Source organism: Actinosynnema sp. NPDC023794, from assembly GCF_040639675.1.
GTDB lineage: Bacteria > Actinomycetota > Actinomycetes > Mycobacteriales > Pseudonocardiaceae > Actinosynnema > Actinosynnema luteola.
Genome location: NZ_JBFAFR010000020.1, coordinates 87,322 through 105,847 on the forward strand (window position 1 = coordinate 87,322; position 18,526 = coordinate 105,847).

At 69.0% G+C, this 18,526-nt stretch carries 18 protein-coding genes; 14 read left to right on the forward strand and 4 right to left on the reverse strand.

Annotated features, from left to right (window positions below):
* Positions 1-65 precede the first annotated feature (65 nt).
* The 3 genes from AB0H12_RS31250 (at position 66) to AB0H12_RS31260 (ending at position 1,731) form a co-directional block, all read left to right on the forward strand.
* Positions 66-308: a helix-turn-helix domain-containing protein gene (locus AB0H12_RS31250; RefSeq protein WP_499627821.1), complete on the forward strand. Its 243-nt coding sequence runs from the start codon at positions 66-68 to the stop codon at positions 306-308.
* Between the two features lie 103 nt (positions 309-411).
* Positions 412-1,596: a tyrosine-type recombinase/integrase gene (locus AB0H12_RS31255; protein WP_499627822.1), complete on the forward strand. Its 1,185-nt coding sequence runs from the start codon at positions 412-414 to the stop codon at positions 1,594-1,596.
* 3 nt (positions 1,597-1,599) lie between these two features.
* On the forward strand, positions 1,600-1,731 hold the full coding sequence (locus tag AB0H12_RS31260) for a hypothetical protein (protein ID WP_499627824.1): 132 nt from the start codon (positions 1,600-1,602) through the stop codon (positions 1,729-1,731).
* A gap of 383 nt (positions 1,732-2,114) precedes the next feature.
* On the opposite strand, the gene AB0H12_RS31265 is transcribed toward AB0H12_RS31260, so the two are convergent.
* The 4 genes from AB0H12_RS31265 to AB0H12_RS31280 all read right to left on the reverse strand — a co-directional run bounded on the left by AB0H12_RS31265 (position 2,115) and on the right by AB0H12_RS31280 (position 5,684).
* Positions 2,115-2,918: an aminoglycoside phosphotransferase gene (locus AB0H12_RS31265; protein ID WP_499627940.1), complete on the reverse strand. Its 804-nt coding sequence runs from the start codon at positions 2,916-2,918 to the stop codon at positions 2,115-2,117.
* A 56-nt stretch (positions 2,919-2,974) separates the two neighbouring features.
* Positions 2,975-3,724 carry an AAA family ATPase gene (locus AB0H12_RS31270; protein WP_499627826.1) on the reverse strand — a complete coding sequence of 250 codons (750 nt, stop codon included), beginning with the start codon at positions 3,722-3,724 and terminating at the stop codon, positions 2,975-2,977.
* 564 nt (positions 3,725-4,288) lie between these two features.
* Positions 4,289-4,909 carry a ribonuclease D gene (locus AB0H12_RS31275; protein WP_499627828.1) on the reverse strand — a complete coding sequence of 207 codons (621 nt, stop codon included), beginning with the start codon at positions 4,907-4,909 and terminating at the stop codon, positions 4,289-4,291.
* Positions 4,884-5,684, reverse strand: coding sequence for a hypothetical protein (locus AB0H12_RS31280; protein WP_499627830.1), 801 nt, complete (start codon positions 5,682-5,684; stop codon positions 4,884-4,886). Before AB0H12_RS31280 ends, AB0H12_RS31275 begins: the two co-directional genes overlap by 26 nt.
* A gap of 620 nt (positions 5,685-6,304) precedes the next feature.
* On the opposite strand from AB0H12_RS31280, the gene AB0H12_RS31285 reads away from it, so the two are divergent.
* The 11 genes from AB0H12_RS31285 (at position 6,305) to AB0H12_RS31335 (ending at position 18,299) form a co-directional block, all read left to right on the forward strand.
* Positions 6,305-6,547 carry a hypothetical protein gene (locus AB0H12_RS31285; protein ID WP_499627832.1) on the forward strand — a complete coding sequence of 81 codons (243 nt, stop codon included), beginning with the start codon at positions 6,305-6,307 and terminating at the stop codon, positions 6,545-6,547.
* The gene (locus AB0H12_RS31290; RefSeq protein WP_499627834.1) at positions 6,544-7,863 is read left to right on the forward strand and encodes an EsaB/YukD family protein; all 1,320 of its coding nucleotides are present in this window, start codon (positions 6,544-6,546) and stop codon (positions 7,861-7,863) included. The genes AB0H12_RS31285 and AB0H12_RS31290 overlap by 4 nt, the downstream gene beginning before the upstream one ends.
* A gap of 348 nt (positions 7,864-8,211) precedes the next feature.
* Entirely contained in the window at positions 8,212-8,895 is a 684-nt protein-coding gene (locus AB0H12_RS31295; RefSeq protein WP_499627835.1) for a MinD/ParA family ATP-binding protein, read from the forward strand.
* 8 nt (positions 8,896-8,903) lie between these two features.
* On the forward strand, positions 8,904-12,872 hold the full coding sequence (gene eccCa, locus AB0H12_RS31300; RefSeq protein WP_499627836.1) for a type VII secretion protein EccCa: 3,969 nt from the start codon (positions 8,904-8,906) through the stop codon (positions 12,870-12,872).
* Positions 12,869-13,222, forward strand: a complete 354-nt coding sequence (locus AB0H12_RS31305) for a hypothetical protein (RefSeq protein ID WP_499627838.1) — start codon at positions 12,869-12,871, stop codon at positions 13,220-13,222. The genes eccCa and AB0H12_RS31305 overlap by 4 nt, the downstream gene beginning before the upstream one ends.
* Entirely contained in the window at positions 13,207-14,187 is a 981-nt protein-coding gene (locus AB0H12_RS31310) for a DUF6177 family protein (RefSeq protein WP_499627840.1), read from the forward strand. The genes AB0H12_RS31305 and AB0H12_RS31310 overlap by 16 nt, the downstream gene beginning before the upstream one ends.
* 291 nt (positions 14,188-14,478) lie before the next feature.
* Positions 14,479-14,814, forward strand: coding sequence for a hypothetical protein (locus AB0H12_RS31315; protein WP_499627842.1), 336 nt, complete (start codon positions 14,479-14,481; stop codon positions 14,812-14,814).
* 16 nt (positions 14,815-14,830) lie between these two features.
* A complete protein-coding gene (locus tag AB0H12_RS31320; RefSeq protein ID WP_499627844.1) occupies positions 14,831-15,136 on the forward strand; it encodes a pore-forming ESAT-6 family protein in 306 nt (101 codons plus the stop codon).
* A 42-nt stretch (positions 15,137-15,178) separates the two neighbouring features.
* On the forward strand, positions 15,179-15,532 hold the full coding sequence (locus AB0H12_RS31325) for a DUF6507 family protein (RefSeq protein WP_499627846.1): 354 nt from the start codon (positions 15,179-15,181) through the stop codon (positions 15,530-15,532).
* Positions 15,529-17,787 (forward strand): DNA/RNA non-specific endonuclease, encoded by a 2,259-nt coding sequence (locus AB0H12_RS31330; protein WP_499627847.1) that lies wholly within the window; start codon positions 15,529-15,531, stop codon positions 17,785-17,787. Before AB0H12_RS31325 ends, AB0H12_RS31330 begins: the two co-directional genes overlap by 4 nt.
* A gap of 53 nt (positions 17,788-17,840) precedes the next feature.
* Positions 17,841-18,299, forward strand: a complete 459-nt coding sequence (locus AB0H12_RS31335) for a hypothetical protein (protein ID WP_499627849.1) — start codon at positions 17,841-17,843, stop codon at positions 18,297-18,299.
* The last annotated feature ends 227 nt before the right edge of the window (positions 18,300-18,526 follow it).

An 18,526-nucleotide genomic window follows, 5' to 3' on the forward strand; every position in this document is an offset into this window, starting at 1 on the left:
CCCTGGCGACCCCTATTTCGGAGTTCTGGAGTGTCCACCGCACTCGTTCGCCTCCGGAGGGCTCCGTGTCCCGTCCAGATCTCGATACCTCCCGCCTGCTGCACACTCCCGCTGAAGCGGCAGCGCTGCTGGCCGTCCGCGAGTCGTGGCTTCGCCGCAAAGCCGGACGCCGGGAGATCCCGTGCACCTTCCTCGGCAAGCACCTGCGCTTCTCCCCCGCCGACCTGACCTCGATCGCCCACGCCGGTGCCCGCCCGGCACGCTCCACGCGACCGCCAGCCAGACACCACAAGTCCTTTCGAGACTGACGAAAGTTCCTGTGCCGCAACGCTTGCATTGCTCGGCCACTGGAGCGTTCATCCTCCTGTCACGCCGTGACCATCACACCACCGCCGGGAAAGGACAGCACACATGGCTTGGGTGGAGCAGTCGGGAAGCAACCACTGGCGCGTCCGGTTCCGCCGCGACGACGGCACCATCGGGTCCATCCCCGGTTTCAGGAGCGAGAAAGCCGCCCAGGACCACGCCAACGACCTCGAATCCGACCAACGTCGCGGCACCTGGCTCGACCCCACCGGCGGCCGCACGACCCTGGAGGAGTGGCTCACCGACTGGTGGGACGCCCTCGACGTCGACACCCGCACCGAGGACAACTACCGCAGCATCGTGCGCAACCACATCCTGCCCCGCTGGGGCGACACCGCCCTGGCTGACATCACCAACCTCAAGGTCCAGGCCTGGGCCAAGCAGCTGCGCGCCGGACACCTGTCACCGGTGACCGTCACCGGGTTCGTCAAGCTGCTCTCCCAGATCCTCACCGACGCTGCCGAGGACAAGCTCATCATCGCCAACCCCATCCGGCCCCGACGCCGCGGACGCCGCAACCATGCCGCCCGCATCCCCGAGAAAGTCTGGGCCGAGCCCGCCGAGGTGCTGCGCATCGCCGACCAAGTCGCCGCCTTCTACGGACCCGTCGGAGCAGTGCTCCTCATCACCGCAGGCTGGACCGGCGCACGCTGGGGCGAACTCACCGGCCTGCAACGCCACAACCTCCACCTCTTCGACGACGACACCGGCTTCCTCGTCATCGACCCCCAGAACGGTGCCCTGCACGAATCCGCCGGCGGCAAGCTCTGGCTCGGGCCGCCCAAGACCCACGCCTCCGCTCGCACCATCACCCTCAACCCCTCACTCGTCCGACTCCTGCGGGCGCACCTGGACCACCACGTCCACCCGCACGTCTTCACCACTCCCGAAGGTGCGCTCCAGCGCCGCAGCAACTTCAGCAAACGCGCCCTGCGCCCCGCCGCCGACGGCAACCTCAACCAGCCCCGCGCCGTCCTGCGCCTCCAGCCGGTCAAGCCCGGCCTGACCTTCCACGGCCTGCGCCACAGCCACAAGACCTGGATGATCGCCGACACCATCCCCGAGATCGCCCAATCACTCCGACTCGGCCACATCCTCAAAGACCCCGTCCAACGCACCTACTCCCACGTCGCCCCCGAAGTCACCAGCCGCCTGCTCCAGTGCCTCCAAGACCGCTGGGACAAGGCCGTCATCGATGTCGGCGACAGCACATGGCGCAGGATGGCATAGCCCATGCATGGTCTCCTCATCTATCACTTCAACGGCGACGACCACGCCGACGAGCCGGTCACCATGCACTCCGAAGCCACCCTCGGCGAGGTCCTGACCGACATCCTGGCCACCCGCAGCCGCGCCGAACCGTGATGTACGCCCAAACCCACCAACGGTCGGCCCGGCTGAGCTGCCCGCCCTTCAATTCATATGGCGCAGGCGGAAGCGACATGCGCGACGAACGAACACTCCGACATGATCGCCACCGGCCGCATCAACGCCGACGCCCTCGACCAAGCGGCAGTGGACGCCCCTTGCCTCTTTACTACGGCAAGCGCCAAATTCGGCATCAGCAGGGCCACCGCGCACACCGCTACCACGACGAGGCCGTCACCGTGCTCGCCGGCCAAGCCCCTGACCCGCACGACGCCCTGCGACGCGCCGAGGACGAGGGACTGGGCCACGTGGTCCTCGACGGGAAGGCCTTCTCCGCCGACCGCCTTCGCGAGAAGACCACCTATCGTGAAAGGCGATTCTCAGTGACCGAGCAACGTTCGCGCGTGTCTTTCGAGCGGTTCGGCGAGGTCGGGGAACTCGCCGCCGCCGATTCGACGCGACAGCCGGGCGATGGTGTAGAGCTGCGCGAACCGACCCGTGTCCGTGTCCGTGTCCGTGTCCGTGTCGAGGATGTCGGCGTAAACGTCGTGTACTCGCTGCGCGATCTTGGGCGTCAGGAGGCTGTAGCACAGCAGGGTCGCCGCGTCGGTGCCCGCGGGTCCGCGTCCCCACCATTCCCAGTCGAGCAGGCCGAACCGTGGACGCAGCAGGTTTGCCCAGTGGACATCGCCGTGGACGGTCTCCCATTCGGGCACGGTGGGGTCGACGGCGTCGCCGAAGCGTTGCACGATCCGGTCGGTGATCTTGTCCTGGCTGCTGTTGACGCGCGCGGTCGGTGTCGCCGCGACGGTGTTGGTGGTGCGGCGCAGCTCGGCCCACCACTCGTCGGACAGGTCGACCTCGGTGCGCAGTGCGTCGGTGGGTGAGCAAGGTTGACCAGGCATGCGGGTCATGAGTTCGGCGCGTTGCTGTCGCCATTCCTCCCACTCGACCACGTCCAGAACGCGGGGTTTGGCGAGGTCTGCGAGGACGTTCGCGTCGAGGTTGCCCGTCCAGAAGTCGCCGTCGATCCACTGCTTGTCCTCTGACACGACGCGTAGCCAGTACTCAGTGTCGCCCTTACGGACGGGGGTGCTGATCGACCGGTCGTGCCAGCCGAAAAGCGGGTCCCCGGTTACGACCACGCCGAAGTGTTCGGCAGCGCGGTCGAGGTTGCCGCGCATCCACTGCCGGAACCGCGCGTCGGCTTCGCTGGTGTCGACCGGCACCTCGCCCCCTTTCACTGTTCGGTGACGTATCGCAGATAGGCGGCCGGGTTGTTCATGTACCGGCGCCAGTGGTCGACCAGTGCGAGGTCTTCCCACTTCGTCCGCCGGAACCCGTGGTCGCCCACTTCGATGATGTCGGCGCCCGGCGTGGCGGCCAGGACCGGCGAGTGCGTCGCGCAGATCACCTGCGCCCCCGATTCACCGAGGTCGTACAGGAGGTTGACCAGCCGTAGGCAGGACGTGAACGACAGCGCCGCCTCGGGTTCGTCCATGAGGTAGAAGCCGGGTTCACGGAACATGTTCGCCAGCACGGTGAGGAAGCCCTCGCCGTGGCTCATCTCCCTGGTGTCCTCTTCCCAGTAGCCGCGCATGCCGCTGACGGCGTCCATGAACCCGAACGCCGTCTCGGCCCGCAGGAAGTACCCCCGGCGCTTGGTCCGCGGCCCGCTCTTGTGCCGGGAGCCCGCCGCCGTGGTCTCCCATTGGAGCAGGTCACCCAGCGCCGTTTTCGGCCGGTCGTTGACGTACTTGCGACCCGCTCGCCCGCCGCGCGCGTCCAGTCCCCATGCCTCGGCGAACGCCTCGACCAGGGTCGACTTCCCCGAACCGTTCTCCCCGACCAGGAAGGTGATCGGCCGCTCGAAGACCATGCCTTCCTCGGCCATCTGCGCCACGCACGGCACGGTGAGCGGCCACGGTCGTGAATCCGGAAGACCGGAGGGCAGTAGGTCGTCGGGGATGTACGCGCGGCGGGCAAGCATGGGCTGTCCTTGATCAGTACTCGGTCGGGACGCATTTCCCCTTGGACGTGCAGTTGCCCGCAGGGTTGCACGCCGGGCCACAACTCGGCCCGCACTGCGGGTCACACATGTTCGGCACACACGGCGACACCGGTCGTTGCGCGAACCGCTCGGCCAACGCCGCGCCCGTTGACGGCCGTTCGGGACCATTGCAGGGTCGGTACAACGGAGCCTGGCATCGGCGGCCGCTACGGGCGCCGAAAAGTCGCCGGGCAGAACCACCCGGCCGGGTCACAGAGACCTGGAGCACAACGCTGACAACATTTCGTGTGGGGCGACCGCCTGCTCCAGATTTGCTCCAGCTCGGCCACCGCAGTCCACAGTGGACGGAAAAGCAAGATCGCCCGCCACCTGCATTACCGCAGGTCAGCGGGCGATTCGTATGCTGTATTCGATTGTGGAGCTGAGGGGACTCGAACCCCTGACCCTCACACTGCCAGAGCAGCGCTTCGACAAGATCCCACTACCAGGGGTTCACTATTCGCACCGAAGCGTTTCCAACCGCTCCAGCTCAGAAATGGGCGATTAGTAGGCGAACACGTCCTCCCACCCCAGCGTCTGAAGAAGCACGTGCGTGGGAAGGAAATCACAACACTTGCGATAGTACTCAAGGCGATCCATCTCGCCCAGCAGCCGCATCAAGGTCGCGTGCAGTGGAAGCAGGTACTCCACGTCCCGCGCGGCGTACTCGATCTGCGCCACTGAAAGTTCCGATGCCCGCCAGTCGCTGGTGCGCTGCTCCTTACTGATAACGACATCGAGATATTCCAACAGGAGTGACTGCAGGCTGTACGCCGAACCCGCTTTCGCCGGGTTGAGCAAGCGGGAAGCCACCTTGGTGCAGCCCACCCGGGCCGGTGACACATCCCAGTGGTGGGTCATGAAGCGGAGGTCGAACGGTGCGTGGTGGAAGACCTTCACAACACCAGGGTCTTCCAACAGGGCGCTGAGATTCTCCGGACGCGTGCCGTCGACCTGCACGATCAAGGTGCCGACCGAGCCGTTGTGCACCTGACACGTCGCGATCTGATCGTTCTTCCAGTCAAGGCCGGAGGTTTCGATGTCCCAGGCGACAGGTGCACCACCGGTGCGCAACTCCGCCAGCTGCGCACCGGTGATGTCACCTGTCTGAACCCGACGTCGCACTGCGCGACTCCTCTTCACCGGTAGACGGGAAAACAAGCCTGCTCTGCTTCTGGATCGCGTCGATGTCCTCACGCACGAAGTCGTAGAGCGAGCCGGGCTCGCTGCACACGATCGTCGGCACACCACCGCGCTCCCTGCGGTGAGCATAAAGGGTCACGATCGCCGTCCTGTCGAACCGGTACGCACTGAACAGCGAATCGCCGATTCGGTAGTAGACGAAAACATCGGCGCCGCCCGGCTTCGACAAGGCTTCGAAGTCCTTGCGGGCCTGGGTGATCCGGTCGATCATTTGAAATTCGGTCAAGCTGAACCGTTCAGCGAGATTGCGCACCGTGCCCACGTCGTCCGGGTCCGGTAAGTACACCCGAATCCTCGACTTCTTGCGAGCGGCGAGGCTGCGCAGGTTGTCGTGGTTGTTGTTGCGCCAGGTCTGCCCGTACGCCAGGAAGATGTCCAGCTTGGTGGCCTGCCGGAAGAGAACATCCCAGTCCGCGTCCCTGAGGTAGTTCGTGCCGATCCGGGTCACCCCGGACCGCTCGATGTCGTTGGCGAACTTGGTGTTCTCCAGCACCTCACGGGCGAAGGAGCGCTTGCTCACCAGCTCCCACAAGATCATCAGCGCCACGCCGGTGATGATGGCACCCCCGAGGTTGTTGAGGATGCCCTGCAAAGCGGGGTTGCCCCTGATCGCGTCCACGCCGTTAGCGATCCAGAGGAGGGCAAGCCCCACCAGTGCCGCGAGCAGCGACACCAACAAGGTCTTGTAGTTGGTCAAAGCCCGCCGCGGTCGATCACGCTCAGAACTGATGACGACCTCCGTAAGCTCAAGCTCGTGGTGTGACCTGCACGAACACGGTCGAAGACGTTCGGACGAGACTACCGTTCAGCGACTGAACAGGTTGTTGACGGCGTGTCGGGTCGCCCGTGCAGGTGCGCGGTAACGCCCGCAGCACCTCGCACGCTCGGAGGCTGATCATGACCCGCCGCGCGGCCGAACGGTCGCCGGCCCGCATCACCGAGCAGTCGGGCGTGCACCGCGCAACGGCGCAGCAACTCTGGAACGGCTACTTGCTCCCGTCGCCGCACTGCACAGCCTGATCGAGTGGTCCACGTTCGACAATCGATCCGGCTCACGAGAGCGAGCGTGGCGAACGACGCGGTCAGCGACGTCGGCACGCGGGGCCGGCGGTCGTGGACGACGGCCCAGCCAACGACCGACCGTCGATAGCAGTGCGTAATTCACACAACCTCTTCTATACGTATCGACCACCCGAACGGACGAACAGTGACCGTAGAATCGCACGTTATCCGACTCCGGGTAGCACTACCGCCTTTTGACGCAGAACATCACCTGATCCGACCCTGACCGAGGCGTCCGGTCGATAACATGACGTGGTGGCACGGGAGTACGACGCGCAGTTGCTGGAATCGGTTGCCGTACGTCGCGTTCGGCTGCGCGAGTCCCTCCTCTGGGGATGGGACAAGCGCGTCCGCGCGACTTCGGACAACCTGAAGTTCATGGCGATCAGCTTCGTCCTGGCCACGGTGGCCTGCGCCGGCTGCGTCGGGTGGTCCTTCGTGAAGGACGCCCTTCAGGAGCGCGGTGGAACCGCCACGAACGTCACCGTGTCGCGATGACGGCGTCAGCGCCCACGGGCCGGCTCACCAGGGTGACCCTCGTCGGATCCGCACGTCGCGTCGACGTGGTGCTGCCGTCGGACGAACCACTCGGGGTGCTGTTACCGGAGGTCGCCGCCATGCTTGGCTACGGCCCGAGCGGTCGGCCGCACGGCTTCCAGGTGAGCACCGTGGACGGTTCCGCGCTCGACCCGGTCACCAGCCTGCGGGCAGCCGGCATCGCCGACGGCACGTTGCTGCGCGTGGACCCGTTGACCGAGGCACCGCCCGCCGCGATCGTGTACGACGTCCCCGACGCGGTCGCCGACGACCTCGCCCGACGGCCGGGGCGGTGGGGTGATCGGGCGCGGAGGTGGACCGCGACCTGTGTCGGCATGACAGCGGCCGTGGCCGCGGTGGTGCTGGCCGGTGCGCAGGTGCCTCCGTGGCTCTTGGCGCTCGCCGGGCTCACGGTCGTCAGCGGCGGTTTCGTGCTCGCGCTGCCCACCGGTCGAGCGGTCGGTGTCGCGCTGGTGCTGGGCGGTGCGGCCTCGGTGGTGGCGGTCGTCCCGGGGTTGACCGCGAACTGGCTGCTGCGGAGCGGGCTCTGGACGCTGGTGATCAGCGCTGTGGTGGCGCTGCTGGGCCTGGCTGCCGGGCGCCGACGGGCAGGGCTGTTCGGGAGCGGCACCGCCATCGCCCTGCTCACGCTGTGGTCCGCGCTGTTCGCCGCCGGCCTCCCTGCCGATCGGGTCGCGGTGATGATGACCGTCGTCGCTGTCGGTGGGTTGGGGTTGCTCCCCCGAATCGCCGTGATGTCGTCCGGGTTAACGAAGTTGGACGACCGGCTCGCCGCCGAGGAGACCGTCTCCCGCTCCTCCGCAGAGGCCGCGGTGGACGCGGCGCACCGCGGCTTGGCCCTCGCCTGCGTGGCGGTGGCCGTGTCCTCGGCCGTCGCCGGTGCGCTGCTCGCGTGGACCGGTGGCACGTGGGCGGTCGTCCTCGCTGGCCTGCTGGTCATCGTCATCCTGCTGCGCCTGCGCGCCTTCCCGTTGACCGCCGAAGTGGTCGCCTTGGTCATCGGGGCGCTGGTGGTGCTCGGCTTCTTGGTGACGCGTTGGGTGAACGAGCGACCGGACTGGTGGTGGGGCGGTACGGCATCGATGACGGTGGTGCTCCTGCTGTGCCTGGTTGTGGTCGGCTACGCCCCATCGCCCCACGCACGTGCGCGGGCACGTCAGTTCGCTGACCGGTTGGAAGCCCTCGTGGTGATCGCGGTCGTGCCGGTCGCCGTCGGCGAGTTCGACATGTACGCGCGGCTCCTCAGTACGTTCTGAACGGGTGACGCGATGTCCACACCAGCACAGCCGAACCGCGGTTTCCACCCCCCGGTGCCTCCGCCGGTCCCCGTGCCACCGGTTTCCCCGCCGGTCTTCACACCCCCGGTGCCTCCGCAGCCCCCACAGGCACCGCCTCCACAATCACCACCTGCGACGCAGTTGGTTCGCCGCGTCCGACGTGGTGATTCGCCCCTTCGCCGGGTGTGGCGAACCGCCGGCTCGACGGGACGGGGTACCCGCGCCACCAGGGAACTAGCCGAGTTGGCCGACGCGGCGCGCATACCGCTGACCACGGGTCGTCGGTTAGCGGTGGTGTCCATGCACGGCGGCGCGGGTAGGTCGACGGTGGCGGCCCTGCTTGCGCTGGTGCTCGCCGCCCGCCGTCAGGAGCCGGTGCTGCTCGCCGACGCCGACCCCGACGGCGGCCCACTGCCGTGGCGGTTCGGCTTCGCCAACCTGCCGACGCTCACCGCGCTCGCCCCGCGACTCCTCAACGCCCGGGGTGGCGACCTGCGCACGATGGATCGGCTGTTACCCCGCATCCCGGCCGGTCCGTGGCTGTTGCCCGGCGGTGCGCCAGTGCAGCCGCAGTTGTGCCGGGATGTCACCAGGTCGTTGTCCCGGCTGTTCGCCGTGTGCGTCACGGATTGCGCGGGCGGCGTTGCGTCACCGGCCACAGCGGCGGTGCTCGACGAGGCCCACGCCGTCGTGGTGACCAGTGCCGCGAACCCGAGCGCGGTGCGGGACACCCGCTCGGGCCTGGCGCGGCTCGCCGCAACGCGCGGCCCGTCCGTGCTGGCGCGCACCGTGGTGGCCTTGAACACGATCACTCCGGACGGCTTGGCCGCGCTGCGGGTGGACGCGGTGACCGCCGCGTTCGCCGGCATGGGCGTACCGGTGGTGACGTTGCCCCACGACCGCCACCTGGCCGCGGGCGCCGTGGTGACGGCGTCCTGGGTCGGGGAACGGACCATGGTCGAGGCGACCCGCTTGGCGGGCAGCGCGCTGGCCCGCGCACGGCAACTGTAGGAGGTGACATGACCACGCGCGTGGTGCACCGGCCCACCAGGGCGGTCCGGCCCCTGACCGCAGAGGACCCGCAGGTGGTGGACGAGCCTCCGGCGCTGCCGGACGGCAAGACCGCATCGGGCGTCCAGAGCCTGATCCCGATGGTCGGGGCCGGGGCGGCGATGACCATGATGATGTTCCTGCGCGGCTCGGGATTCGCCGCACTGGGAGCGGTGGTGATGGTCGTGGCCCTCGGCGCCGCGGGTGTCTTCTACTTCACCCAGCGGGGACAGGCCACCCGCAAGCGCCGGACGCAGCGCGAGCACTACCTCGACTACTTGGAAGAACTCCGCGAGCAACTGCGAGAGCACGAACAACTGCTGCGTGACCGCGCCGTCCTCCTCGACCCGCCCGCCGCTCACCTGCTCGGTGTGGTCCGCGACCCGGCGCGGCTGTGGGAGCGCAGGCGCGCCGATGTCGACTTCCTGCGGGTTCGGCTGGGTACCGGCGCGTTGCCGGTGCGTTCGGTGCAGATGAGGGAGCAAGGCTCGTCGGCCAACCGCCCGGACCCGTTCATGCGCCGCCAAGCGCAGGCGCTGATCCGCCGTTTCGGCACGACTCCCGGTCTTCCGCTGCGCGTCGGGCTCGACCGGGCAGGCGACGTCAGCGTGGTGGGCGAGCGCCGGGAGGACACGCTCGCCGTGGCTCGCGCGCTGCTCGTCCAAGCCGCGGCCTTCCACGCGCCCGACGACCTGACGGTCGCGATCATCACCTCGGCCGAGCACGAGGCCGACTGGGCATGGGCACGCTGGCTCCCGCACCTGCTGGACCGCACCGACATCGGACCGGCGGGTCCGACGCCGCTGTTGGTGACCGTGCCTGAGACGTTGACCGCCCTGCTCGCCGACGACCTCGCCGAGCGGTCCGACCGGGCTGCCCAGGCGTACCGCCACGGTGGAGGGACGGAGAACGCCCGCACAAGGTCGCGGCTGCTGGTCATCGATGACGCGTTCGGGCACGTGTCGAGGACGCTTCCGGTGCCGGACCAGGCGACGGGTCTGGCGGCGCTCGGCGTCACCGTCGTCCACCTGGTCGCCGACCGGCTCCACGAGCCGGGAGAGGTGTCCAGCCGGGTCACCGCCGACGGTCGCTCGTTGGTGGTCGAAGACCTGCTGGCGGAGCCGCCGGTCACCGTGCGGGGAACGGCGGACGACGCGCCGCCGGCGCTCGTCGAAGGCCTGACGCGCGAACTTGCCCCGCTGCGCCTGTCCGCCGACTCCTACGACGACGGCACCGGAACCCCGCCCGCCGATTTCACCGAGCTGCTCGGCGTACCGGATCCGACGCGACTGGACATCGGGTCGCTGTGGCGGCCACGGGGCGAACGCGACTTCCTGCGGGTCCCGCTCGGCGTCGACACGGCGGGGAGGCCTGTGCTGCTGGACCTGAAGGAATCCGCGCAACTCGGCATGGGACCGCACGGCCTGTGCGTGGGTGCGACCGGGTCGGGCAAGAGCGAGCTGCTGCGCACGCTCGTGCTGGCGCTGGCGGTCACGCACTCCCCCGAGCAGTTGTCCCTGGTGCTGGTGGACTACAAGGGCGGTGCCACCTTCGCCCCGTTCACCGGGTTGCCGCACGTGGCCGGGTTGATCACCAACCTGGTGAGTGACGAGACCCTGGTCGAACGGGCTTACGAAAGCCTCGACGGGGAGGTGCAGCGCCGCCAGCAGGTGCTCGCCGACGCTGGGAAGCTCAACGACATCACCGAGTACCGCCTGCGACGCGAGGAGCTGGGCGCTACGGACGACATGCCGCCGTTGCCGCACCTGCTGGTGCTCATCGACGAGTTCGGCGAGTTGCTGACGGCCAAGCCGGAGTTCGTCGACCTGTTCCTGCGCATCGGGCGCATCGGCCGGTCGATCGGCGTGCACCTGCTGCTGTCTAGCCAGCGGGTGGAGCAGGGCAAGCTGCGCGGCCTGGAGTCCTACCTGGCCTACCGGATCGGTCTCCGGACGCTGAGCGAACTGGAGTCGCGCACCGTCCTGGACACCCCGGACGCCTTCTACCTGCCCTCGTTGCCGGGCATCGGCTACCTCAAGGTCGATGTGACCGTCTACGAGAAGTTCAAGGCCGCGTATGTCTCGGGGCCGTTGTCCGACGGCTCCGAACCCGAACTGGCACCCCTCATCGGGCCGCTGGTCAAACCGATGCCGCGGTTCGGCGGAGCGCAACGGCGGGGCGACGCGAAGCGACCCTCGACATCACGGGCAACCCGACGCGGAAGTGGTCCGACCCTGCTGTCCACCGTGGTCGACCAACTGGCCGGGGCCGGCTCACGAGTACCGGCCATCTGGCTACCGCCGCTGCCCGGCGCCGTCACCCTCGACCAGGTCGGTGGCGGTGTCGACGTGACGCCGCAAGGTGTGCGCCTGCGGGTGGCCGGATCCGCGGAGCCCCGTCTGCGGGTGCCGCTCGGACTGCTGGACGACCCGACCAGGCAGTGGCAGGGCCCCTGGCAGGTGGACCTGTCGGCCAACGGCGGGAACCTGCTCGTCCTCGGTGGACCGGGCATGGGGAAGTCGACCGCGTTGCGCACCGTCGCGCTGGGCCTGGCCACCGCACACCGCCCTACCGACGTCGGGATCTACGGCGTGGACCTGCTCGGCAACGGTCTGCGGCCCCTGGCGAACCTGCCACATGTCGGCGGCGTCGCAGGCCGCGACGACCGGGAGCGCATCCGCCGCACCGTCGACGAGGTGCACGTCATGCTCGCCGAACGCGAGCGGTTGTTCGCCCGCCACCAGTTCGACACGGTGGAGGACCTGCGGACCGCCCGCCTGCGGGGCGCCGATGACGGGCCCACCTGCACCGAGGTGGTGTTCCTGCTGGACGGCTACGGCCAGCTCTTCGCTGAGTTCGAGGAACTCGAAGGCAGGGTGCACGACCTGCTCGCGCGCGGTGGCCGCTACGGCATCCACGTCGTGGCCACGGCGCGGCGCTGGAACGAGGTCCGCAACGCGCAGCAGAACGCGTTCGCCAACCGGGTCGAACTGCGGCTGCCCGACCCCGCCGAGTCGAGCATCGACGGCAAGGCCGCTCGCCGCCTTCCCACCACGCAGCCCGGTCGGGCGCTGACCGGGGACAAGCGGCAGGTCCAGATCGCCCTGCCGCGGCTCGACTCGGTGGCGGACCCCACGAGTTCGGGCTTGGCGGAGGCGTCCACCCTGGTGCGCGGCGCGTGGACGGGCTTCCTGCCACCACCGGTGCGCGTGCTGCCTGCGGTGCTGCCAGCAGCCGATCTCGCCGGAGCCGCCACGAAACCGGGGACGGTCGCGCTCGGTCTGTTCGAACACGACCACAGCCCGGTCGTGCTGGACCTGTTCGGCCGTGACCAGCACCTGCTCGTGCTGGGTGACGCCGGTGCCGGCAAGACCAACCTCGTCCGCCTCGTCGCCGACACCCTGATCAGGCAGCACAGCAGCGCGGAACTGGTGTTCGCGGTCTTCGACCCCCGCGGCGCCCTCGACGGCGTCGTGCCGGAGCAGTACGTCGGAGGACGGGCGACCAACGCCTCAAGGGCGCTCGAGCTGACCGCGGCCGTGTGCCAGGAACTCGCCAAGCGCGACTCGGGCCCGGCCGGACCGGCGGTGCGGGTCGTGCTGCTCGTCGACGACTACGACGTCCTCTCCGCGTCGGGCGCCCAGCCGCTCGGCGCATTCACCCGGTACCTGGCAGCGGGCCGCGACATCGGGTTGCACGTCGTCATGAGCCGACGGGTGACCGGGGCGTCCCGCGGCCTGTACGAGCCGTTCACCCTCGGCGTGCACGAGTCCGGGTGCCTGGGGCTGTTGATGTCCGGTGATCCGAGTGAGGGGCGGTTGCTCTACGGCGTGCGCCCCTCGGTGCTACCCGCCGGTCGGGCGCAACTCATCCGGTCGGGCGACCAGGCGCGTTCGGTGCAGACCGCCTACCTGGGGCTACAGGAGGAAATGCCGTGACGTTCGACATCGTGGCCCTGTGCCGGGACAACCCGAGCCCTGGCACCGTGATCGCCGCCATGCTGGCGGCGGGGCCCGACCTGCGCGTGGACACCGTGAGCCATGCCCGGCTGGTCCAGCTGTACCACCCTGGGGGACGCCTGCTGCTCACCATCGAAACCGCCCGACTGGTGCAGGTTCCCGGTGAGGTCCACCGGTTGCTCGGCGTGCACGGCGACGACGTGCCCCACCCGGCCTGGTGGGTGGAGAGCCGCGCCCCGGGCAACGACCCCGTGGCCGAGGAGGCGGCTCGCCGGTTCACCCGGGCCCTGCTGGCGTCGACCGGAGGTGTGTCGTGGTCGAGCCGGTGAACTGGCACCCGGCGGCCGACCGCTCGACCGCCGAGGCGCTCGTCGTGGAGCAGGACCGGCGAGTGGTCGGTCTGTCGGGGTGGCTCGCCGACGCGGCCGTCGAGACCGTGACCGGCGGCCGGTTCCTCCAGGTGCTGACGCCGTCCCGGAGCCACGTCACGTACCCGCTGGAACTGATGTTCGGCCAGGGAGGCAGCCACTGGGTCGTGCGCGACGGCAACGGCTTCCGCGACGGGTTCACGGGCGCCCCCATGGCGTGGACCGGTGCCAGGTTCGCCCAGGTCCCCGATTCGCCCGTGCCGGCAGTCGAGCCGGTATCGGCCGGGCACGGCGGTATCGAGGTGCACGTCGTGACCCGGTACCCGGCGGACGGCGCGTTGGAGCTGGGGGGTGCGGCGGACGCCGTGATGCGGTCGTTGACAGGGAACGGCCCGCGGGGCTGGGGGGTGGCGGAGCCTGCCACCCAACCCTGGTCGCCCCGGGAGATCACCGCGCACTGCCGCGACCGCGCTCCCTCGCCGACCAGCCTGGTCGTCGTGGGGGACGGGGCGCTGGGGGTGCTGAGGGTGGAACGCGTGGACTCGGGGGTCCTGGAGCGGCTCCAGGTCAGTGGCCCGGCGAGCGGAACCGTGAGCCGGGACGGCATCGACGACCTCGTCGACCGGTTGGCCCCGACCGCACGCACCGCGCTGGTCGCCGTCCACCCCCGCCGGGTGAACGGCTTGCGCCCGGCGGCACCGAGCCCGCCGGCGCTCCCGTACGGCATCCTCGTGGGTCACGAAGCGGTCGGTGAGCGGGGGGCGGAACACGCCCGCGACGCTCCGGCGGTCGCGGTGCGGCTGACCGGGTCACCGGAGCGACCCGCGTGCTGGTGCCTGCTGAGCGGTGGCCGGCAGGCCCCGTACGAAGTGCTCACCGCCGTGCTCCACCACTTCGGCCTTCCCGAGCCCGTCGACCGGGGATGATATAGACACCTTCACCGAATCCGCATGATTGCGGCTATAACCCCCATCCGCTATAGCCGGACTTGCTCGAGGAAATCTTCAAGAGGATCCCTCTATTTGCTTACAGTTGTTCACGCTCCGCCGAACGGGTGTATCGCATGACGATTCTCCGGTTCGCCTGATGCAGAACCGATCGACAAGTAGCCTGTGCACCACAGGCACTTCGACGACCCCCGCCGAGCGCGGGTGGATCGAACCGATCGCGGACCACCGCGCGAGTTCTCCGCTGGTCGGGTCCGAGAGGAGTGAGTGATGAAGTTCGACATGGGCGCGCAGGCGCTCACGAACCTGACGCGCCAGACGCAAGGGGCGTCGGAAGACCTGGGGTCGCTGATCCGACAGCTCATCGCCGCCGCGGAGCCACTCCAAGGCGTCTTCAACGGCGCTGGTCGCCAGAGGTTCGACGCGTTCAAGGCCAACGCCGACACGATCACCGCCGAGCTCAACGGCGCGCTCAACGCCATCCTCGGCGGGCAGGGCGGCATGGACACCGCGTTCGGCCAGGGTGACACCGAGATGGCCGACAACGCCGCCTCGGCGCAGTCGTCCGCCAACTTCGACGCCGCCCGGTTCTCCGGCAACCGCTGACGGGAGGGGACAACAGATGACGATGGACCGCAGGAGCTTCGACACCGGGGTGTCGCAGCAGGTTCAGGGCGACCTCGCCGGCATCATCGCACGCCTCGAGGCCACGATCGGCCGCCGCAGCGCCGACGTCACGGCCGCTATGGCCGACTTCCAGGCCGACGGCGTGTCCGACGAGTACCGCGTGGTCGAGGACCGGTGGAACCGCGCCGCGGGGGAGGTCCGCCAGATCATCGAGCTGGTCAAGACCACCATGACCCGCAACGACGAGACGGCGGGGACAGCGCTGACCCGCGCCCGGTCGGCGGTGCAGGGCATCGGCTGACCCAGAGCGCCTGTTGGATCGAGTCGCAGGGGGACTGCAACCGTGAGCAAGTGGGACATCTCTCCCGACGGGGTACGGGGTGTGCTGGCCAGGACCCAGTCCGTGGCCGCTGACTTCGAGCGGGAGATGACGAGCCTCAACTCGGCGCTGCAGGGCGCGAGCGCCCAGTCCAGCTCGGAGATCGTCGCCGGGGCCATCGCGGGCTTCGCCGAGGCGAAGATGCGCGACATCCGGTTCGTCTTCACCCGGACCGGCGCGTGCCTCAACGGAGCCGCGCAGGCGACCAACGCCTACCTCCAGGGAGACCTGGAGATGGCGGCGAACGCCCAGGCGTCCGCGACCGCCGCACCCGACCCACGGACCACCATGCCGCGCGGCGGGAGCGGACCGCGATGATCAACCCAGCTGAGATCCCGCAGATCCCCGGCGACATGGACGCCTTGGTCGGGCACGCCACGGCGATCACCCGTGCGGGCACCGACTTCGCGAACACTGGGCAGCAGGTCAACAGCACCTGGCAAGGACTGGCCGGCGTCTACCGGGCGCCGGAGTCCGGGCAGCTGCTCGCGGCCACCGCCCCCGTGCAGGCGATCGCGGCCTCCGTCGGTGAGGACGTCCGCGCCGTCGGCGCCGCGCTGAACACCTACGCCGCCGAGGTCCGGCAGATCAAGGCCCAACTCGCCACCCTGCGCGCGCAGGCGATCGCGTTCGTGGACTCGGTACAGGGCGACGAGGATTGGCGCGAGGACGAGGGCAAGGTCGACCGGCACAACAAGTTGCGCGACGACATCAGCGTCCAGGTCGCGGCGTTCTTCGAAGCGCAGCGCAGGTGCGCCAACACCATCAACGCGCTCTACGGGGGGACGCAGTACCGGGCCGAGAACGGCGACGGACGAGCGGACGCCGGTGAGTACGGCTACACCGCCGACCAGTTGAAGGCCGCGAAGGAATTGCCGTGGGGCACCGCGGAAGAGCACGACCGCGGTTTCCTCGGCGATGTGGGAGCTTTCTTCTCCGGTGTCGGCGAAAGCTTCATGACCATGCTCGGCGACCTCGGGGCCCTCATCGGTCGCGACCCGACGACCGGCGAGTGGAGCTGGGGCACCGCGGGCAACGCCTGGAAGGGCGTCGGCACGTTCGCCTTGGCCGTCGGCGTCTACATCGCACCAGGCGGTGCGATGCTCGACCAGACCTTCGGCATCCCGGGCTTCGACCGCGGCGCCATGGGCAACCTGCTGCTGAACGCGGGCAAGAGCCTCATCGCGTACGACCAGTGGGGCCAGGACAACGCCAGGGCGGCCGGTACCGCCACGTTCAACATCGTGTCCGCGGTCGTCGGCACGAAGGGCGCGGGCGCCGCGCTGCGAGGCACCGGGACCGCGGTGCAGGCCGTCCGGGGCGGCGCTGTGGCGACCAGGGTCAGCGCGGGCCTCATCCGCGCGGGCCAGTTCCTGGACAACCTCCCCACCGTGGGCGAGCTGGCCACCCGCGCGGCACAGCGGTTCAACATCCAGATCCCGACCATCGGGCCGGTCCTCGCCATCGCCGGTGACGCGCCGGTCGGCGGACACCGCTTCGACGTCGAGATGCCCGGACCCGGCCGGGGCACCGGGACCGTCGACCTGCCGCCTGTCGACTCCCCGAACGTCCACGACCGCCCCCGAGTGCCCGACAGCATCGAGGGATCGTTCACCCGCGACCCCGACACCACGCCGACCGACACCCGCACCCCAAACGACGCGAACACCGGGGGCGACAGGGTCACCGGATCGCTCGACCCGAACGGCACCGGGCGTGGCGACGGGACGCCGGCAGACACCTCGCGGACCGCGCCGGAGCCCTCCGAACCAGTCAGGATCGGCCGCGACGACCCCGACGCACCGCCGAAAACCCGCCCCTTCGGGCGCGAAGCCGACGGCAGCCTCAGCCGGTTGGAGCCCAACACGGCCTACGAGGTCACCGACCGGGCCGGTCGCGACCGCGGCACGTTCATCACGGACGAAAACGGCCGGATCAAAGAAGTGCACACCACCGCGGGCCAGAAAGGTGACTGGCGGCCGGATGCCCGGCAACCTCTTCCCAACGTCACCTACCACATCACCGGCCACCACGGTAGTGAGTACCACTTCACCACCGATGCCAACGGGCAGACGAGCCGCGCCGAAGGCGATCTGGTGCTCAGCGGCTCCGATGACCACCGCCGCAGTCCCGACCAGGCGCCCGTTGGGCACGAAGGGCGTGACGAGTACCGCGAACACAACAGGGAGACCATCGAGCGCTTCCAGGACGAGCACGGCCGCCCACCCGAGCACCACGAGGCCGTCTTGTACGAGGACGTCGGCTGGGACGGCGGGCATCTGTTCGGCACCCAGTTCGACGGGCCGGGCGAGTACATCAACATGGTGCCGATGCTCGAAAGCCTCAACCGTCACCAGGGTGGTAGCCATTTCGTCAGCAACTACCGCGCGCTGGAGGACAAGTTCGTCTCCATCCTCCGCAGCAGCGACCCGCCGCCGAAGCTGTCCGTGTCCGTGGCGGTGGACTATCCACCGGGCGGCAAGGCACCGAACAAGATCACCGTCGAGTACCGGGTCGACGGCATGCAACCCAAGACCCTGATTTACCGCAACGTCCCGCCCAGGTTGAGGTGACGATGTATCCTGCGGAATCAGCCGGACCAGTGCCGAACACGCGGGGAGTTGCGGTGAGCGAGACCGTTCCGATCGGCCCGGACGAGCGTGACCAGGTGTTGCGCGAGGTGGCCCTCTCACTAGTGGACGCCGCTCCTTCGGACTGGCAGGAGATAAGCCTGGAATTCACGTCCACGGTCGCGGTCGACGGGGCGACCCTCCAGGTCACCAGGACGTCCGGAGAGGTAGCGTACCCCTCTGTGCCGGGAAAGGCTGTCGATGACCTGCACGATCTCCGCGCAGCCATGCGGGAAGCAGACAAGGGGTCGTGGTTCACCGCGAGGATGAAGGTCCTGCGACCCGGCAAGTACGTAATCGACTTCGACTACGACAATGAGCCCCCCTTCGATCCGCCTTTGCAACCCAGTGCGTACTGGGTCGATTTCGACTACTTCCCCCGATCGCCCGAACACACCCCGGACTGGTTGCGAACCATGCTCGACCAGGAGAAGAACTCCGCCTCAAATGGTTGAACTCCATCCGGTTCGACATGCGGATTCGTCGATCCACCCCCCATCGTGATCGTGCGCCTTGCACTGGGGAGACATCCTCAGCCGCACCCCGCCACCGAAGCTCACCGTTCAGGTCGAGATGGACTACCTCACGACCGGCGGGAAGGTACCTGACTACATCGCGGCGCAATGCTGGGTCGACGGCGTTCCCACGGACCCCCTGGTCTACAAGAACGTGCCACCGCGCG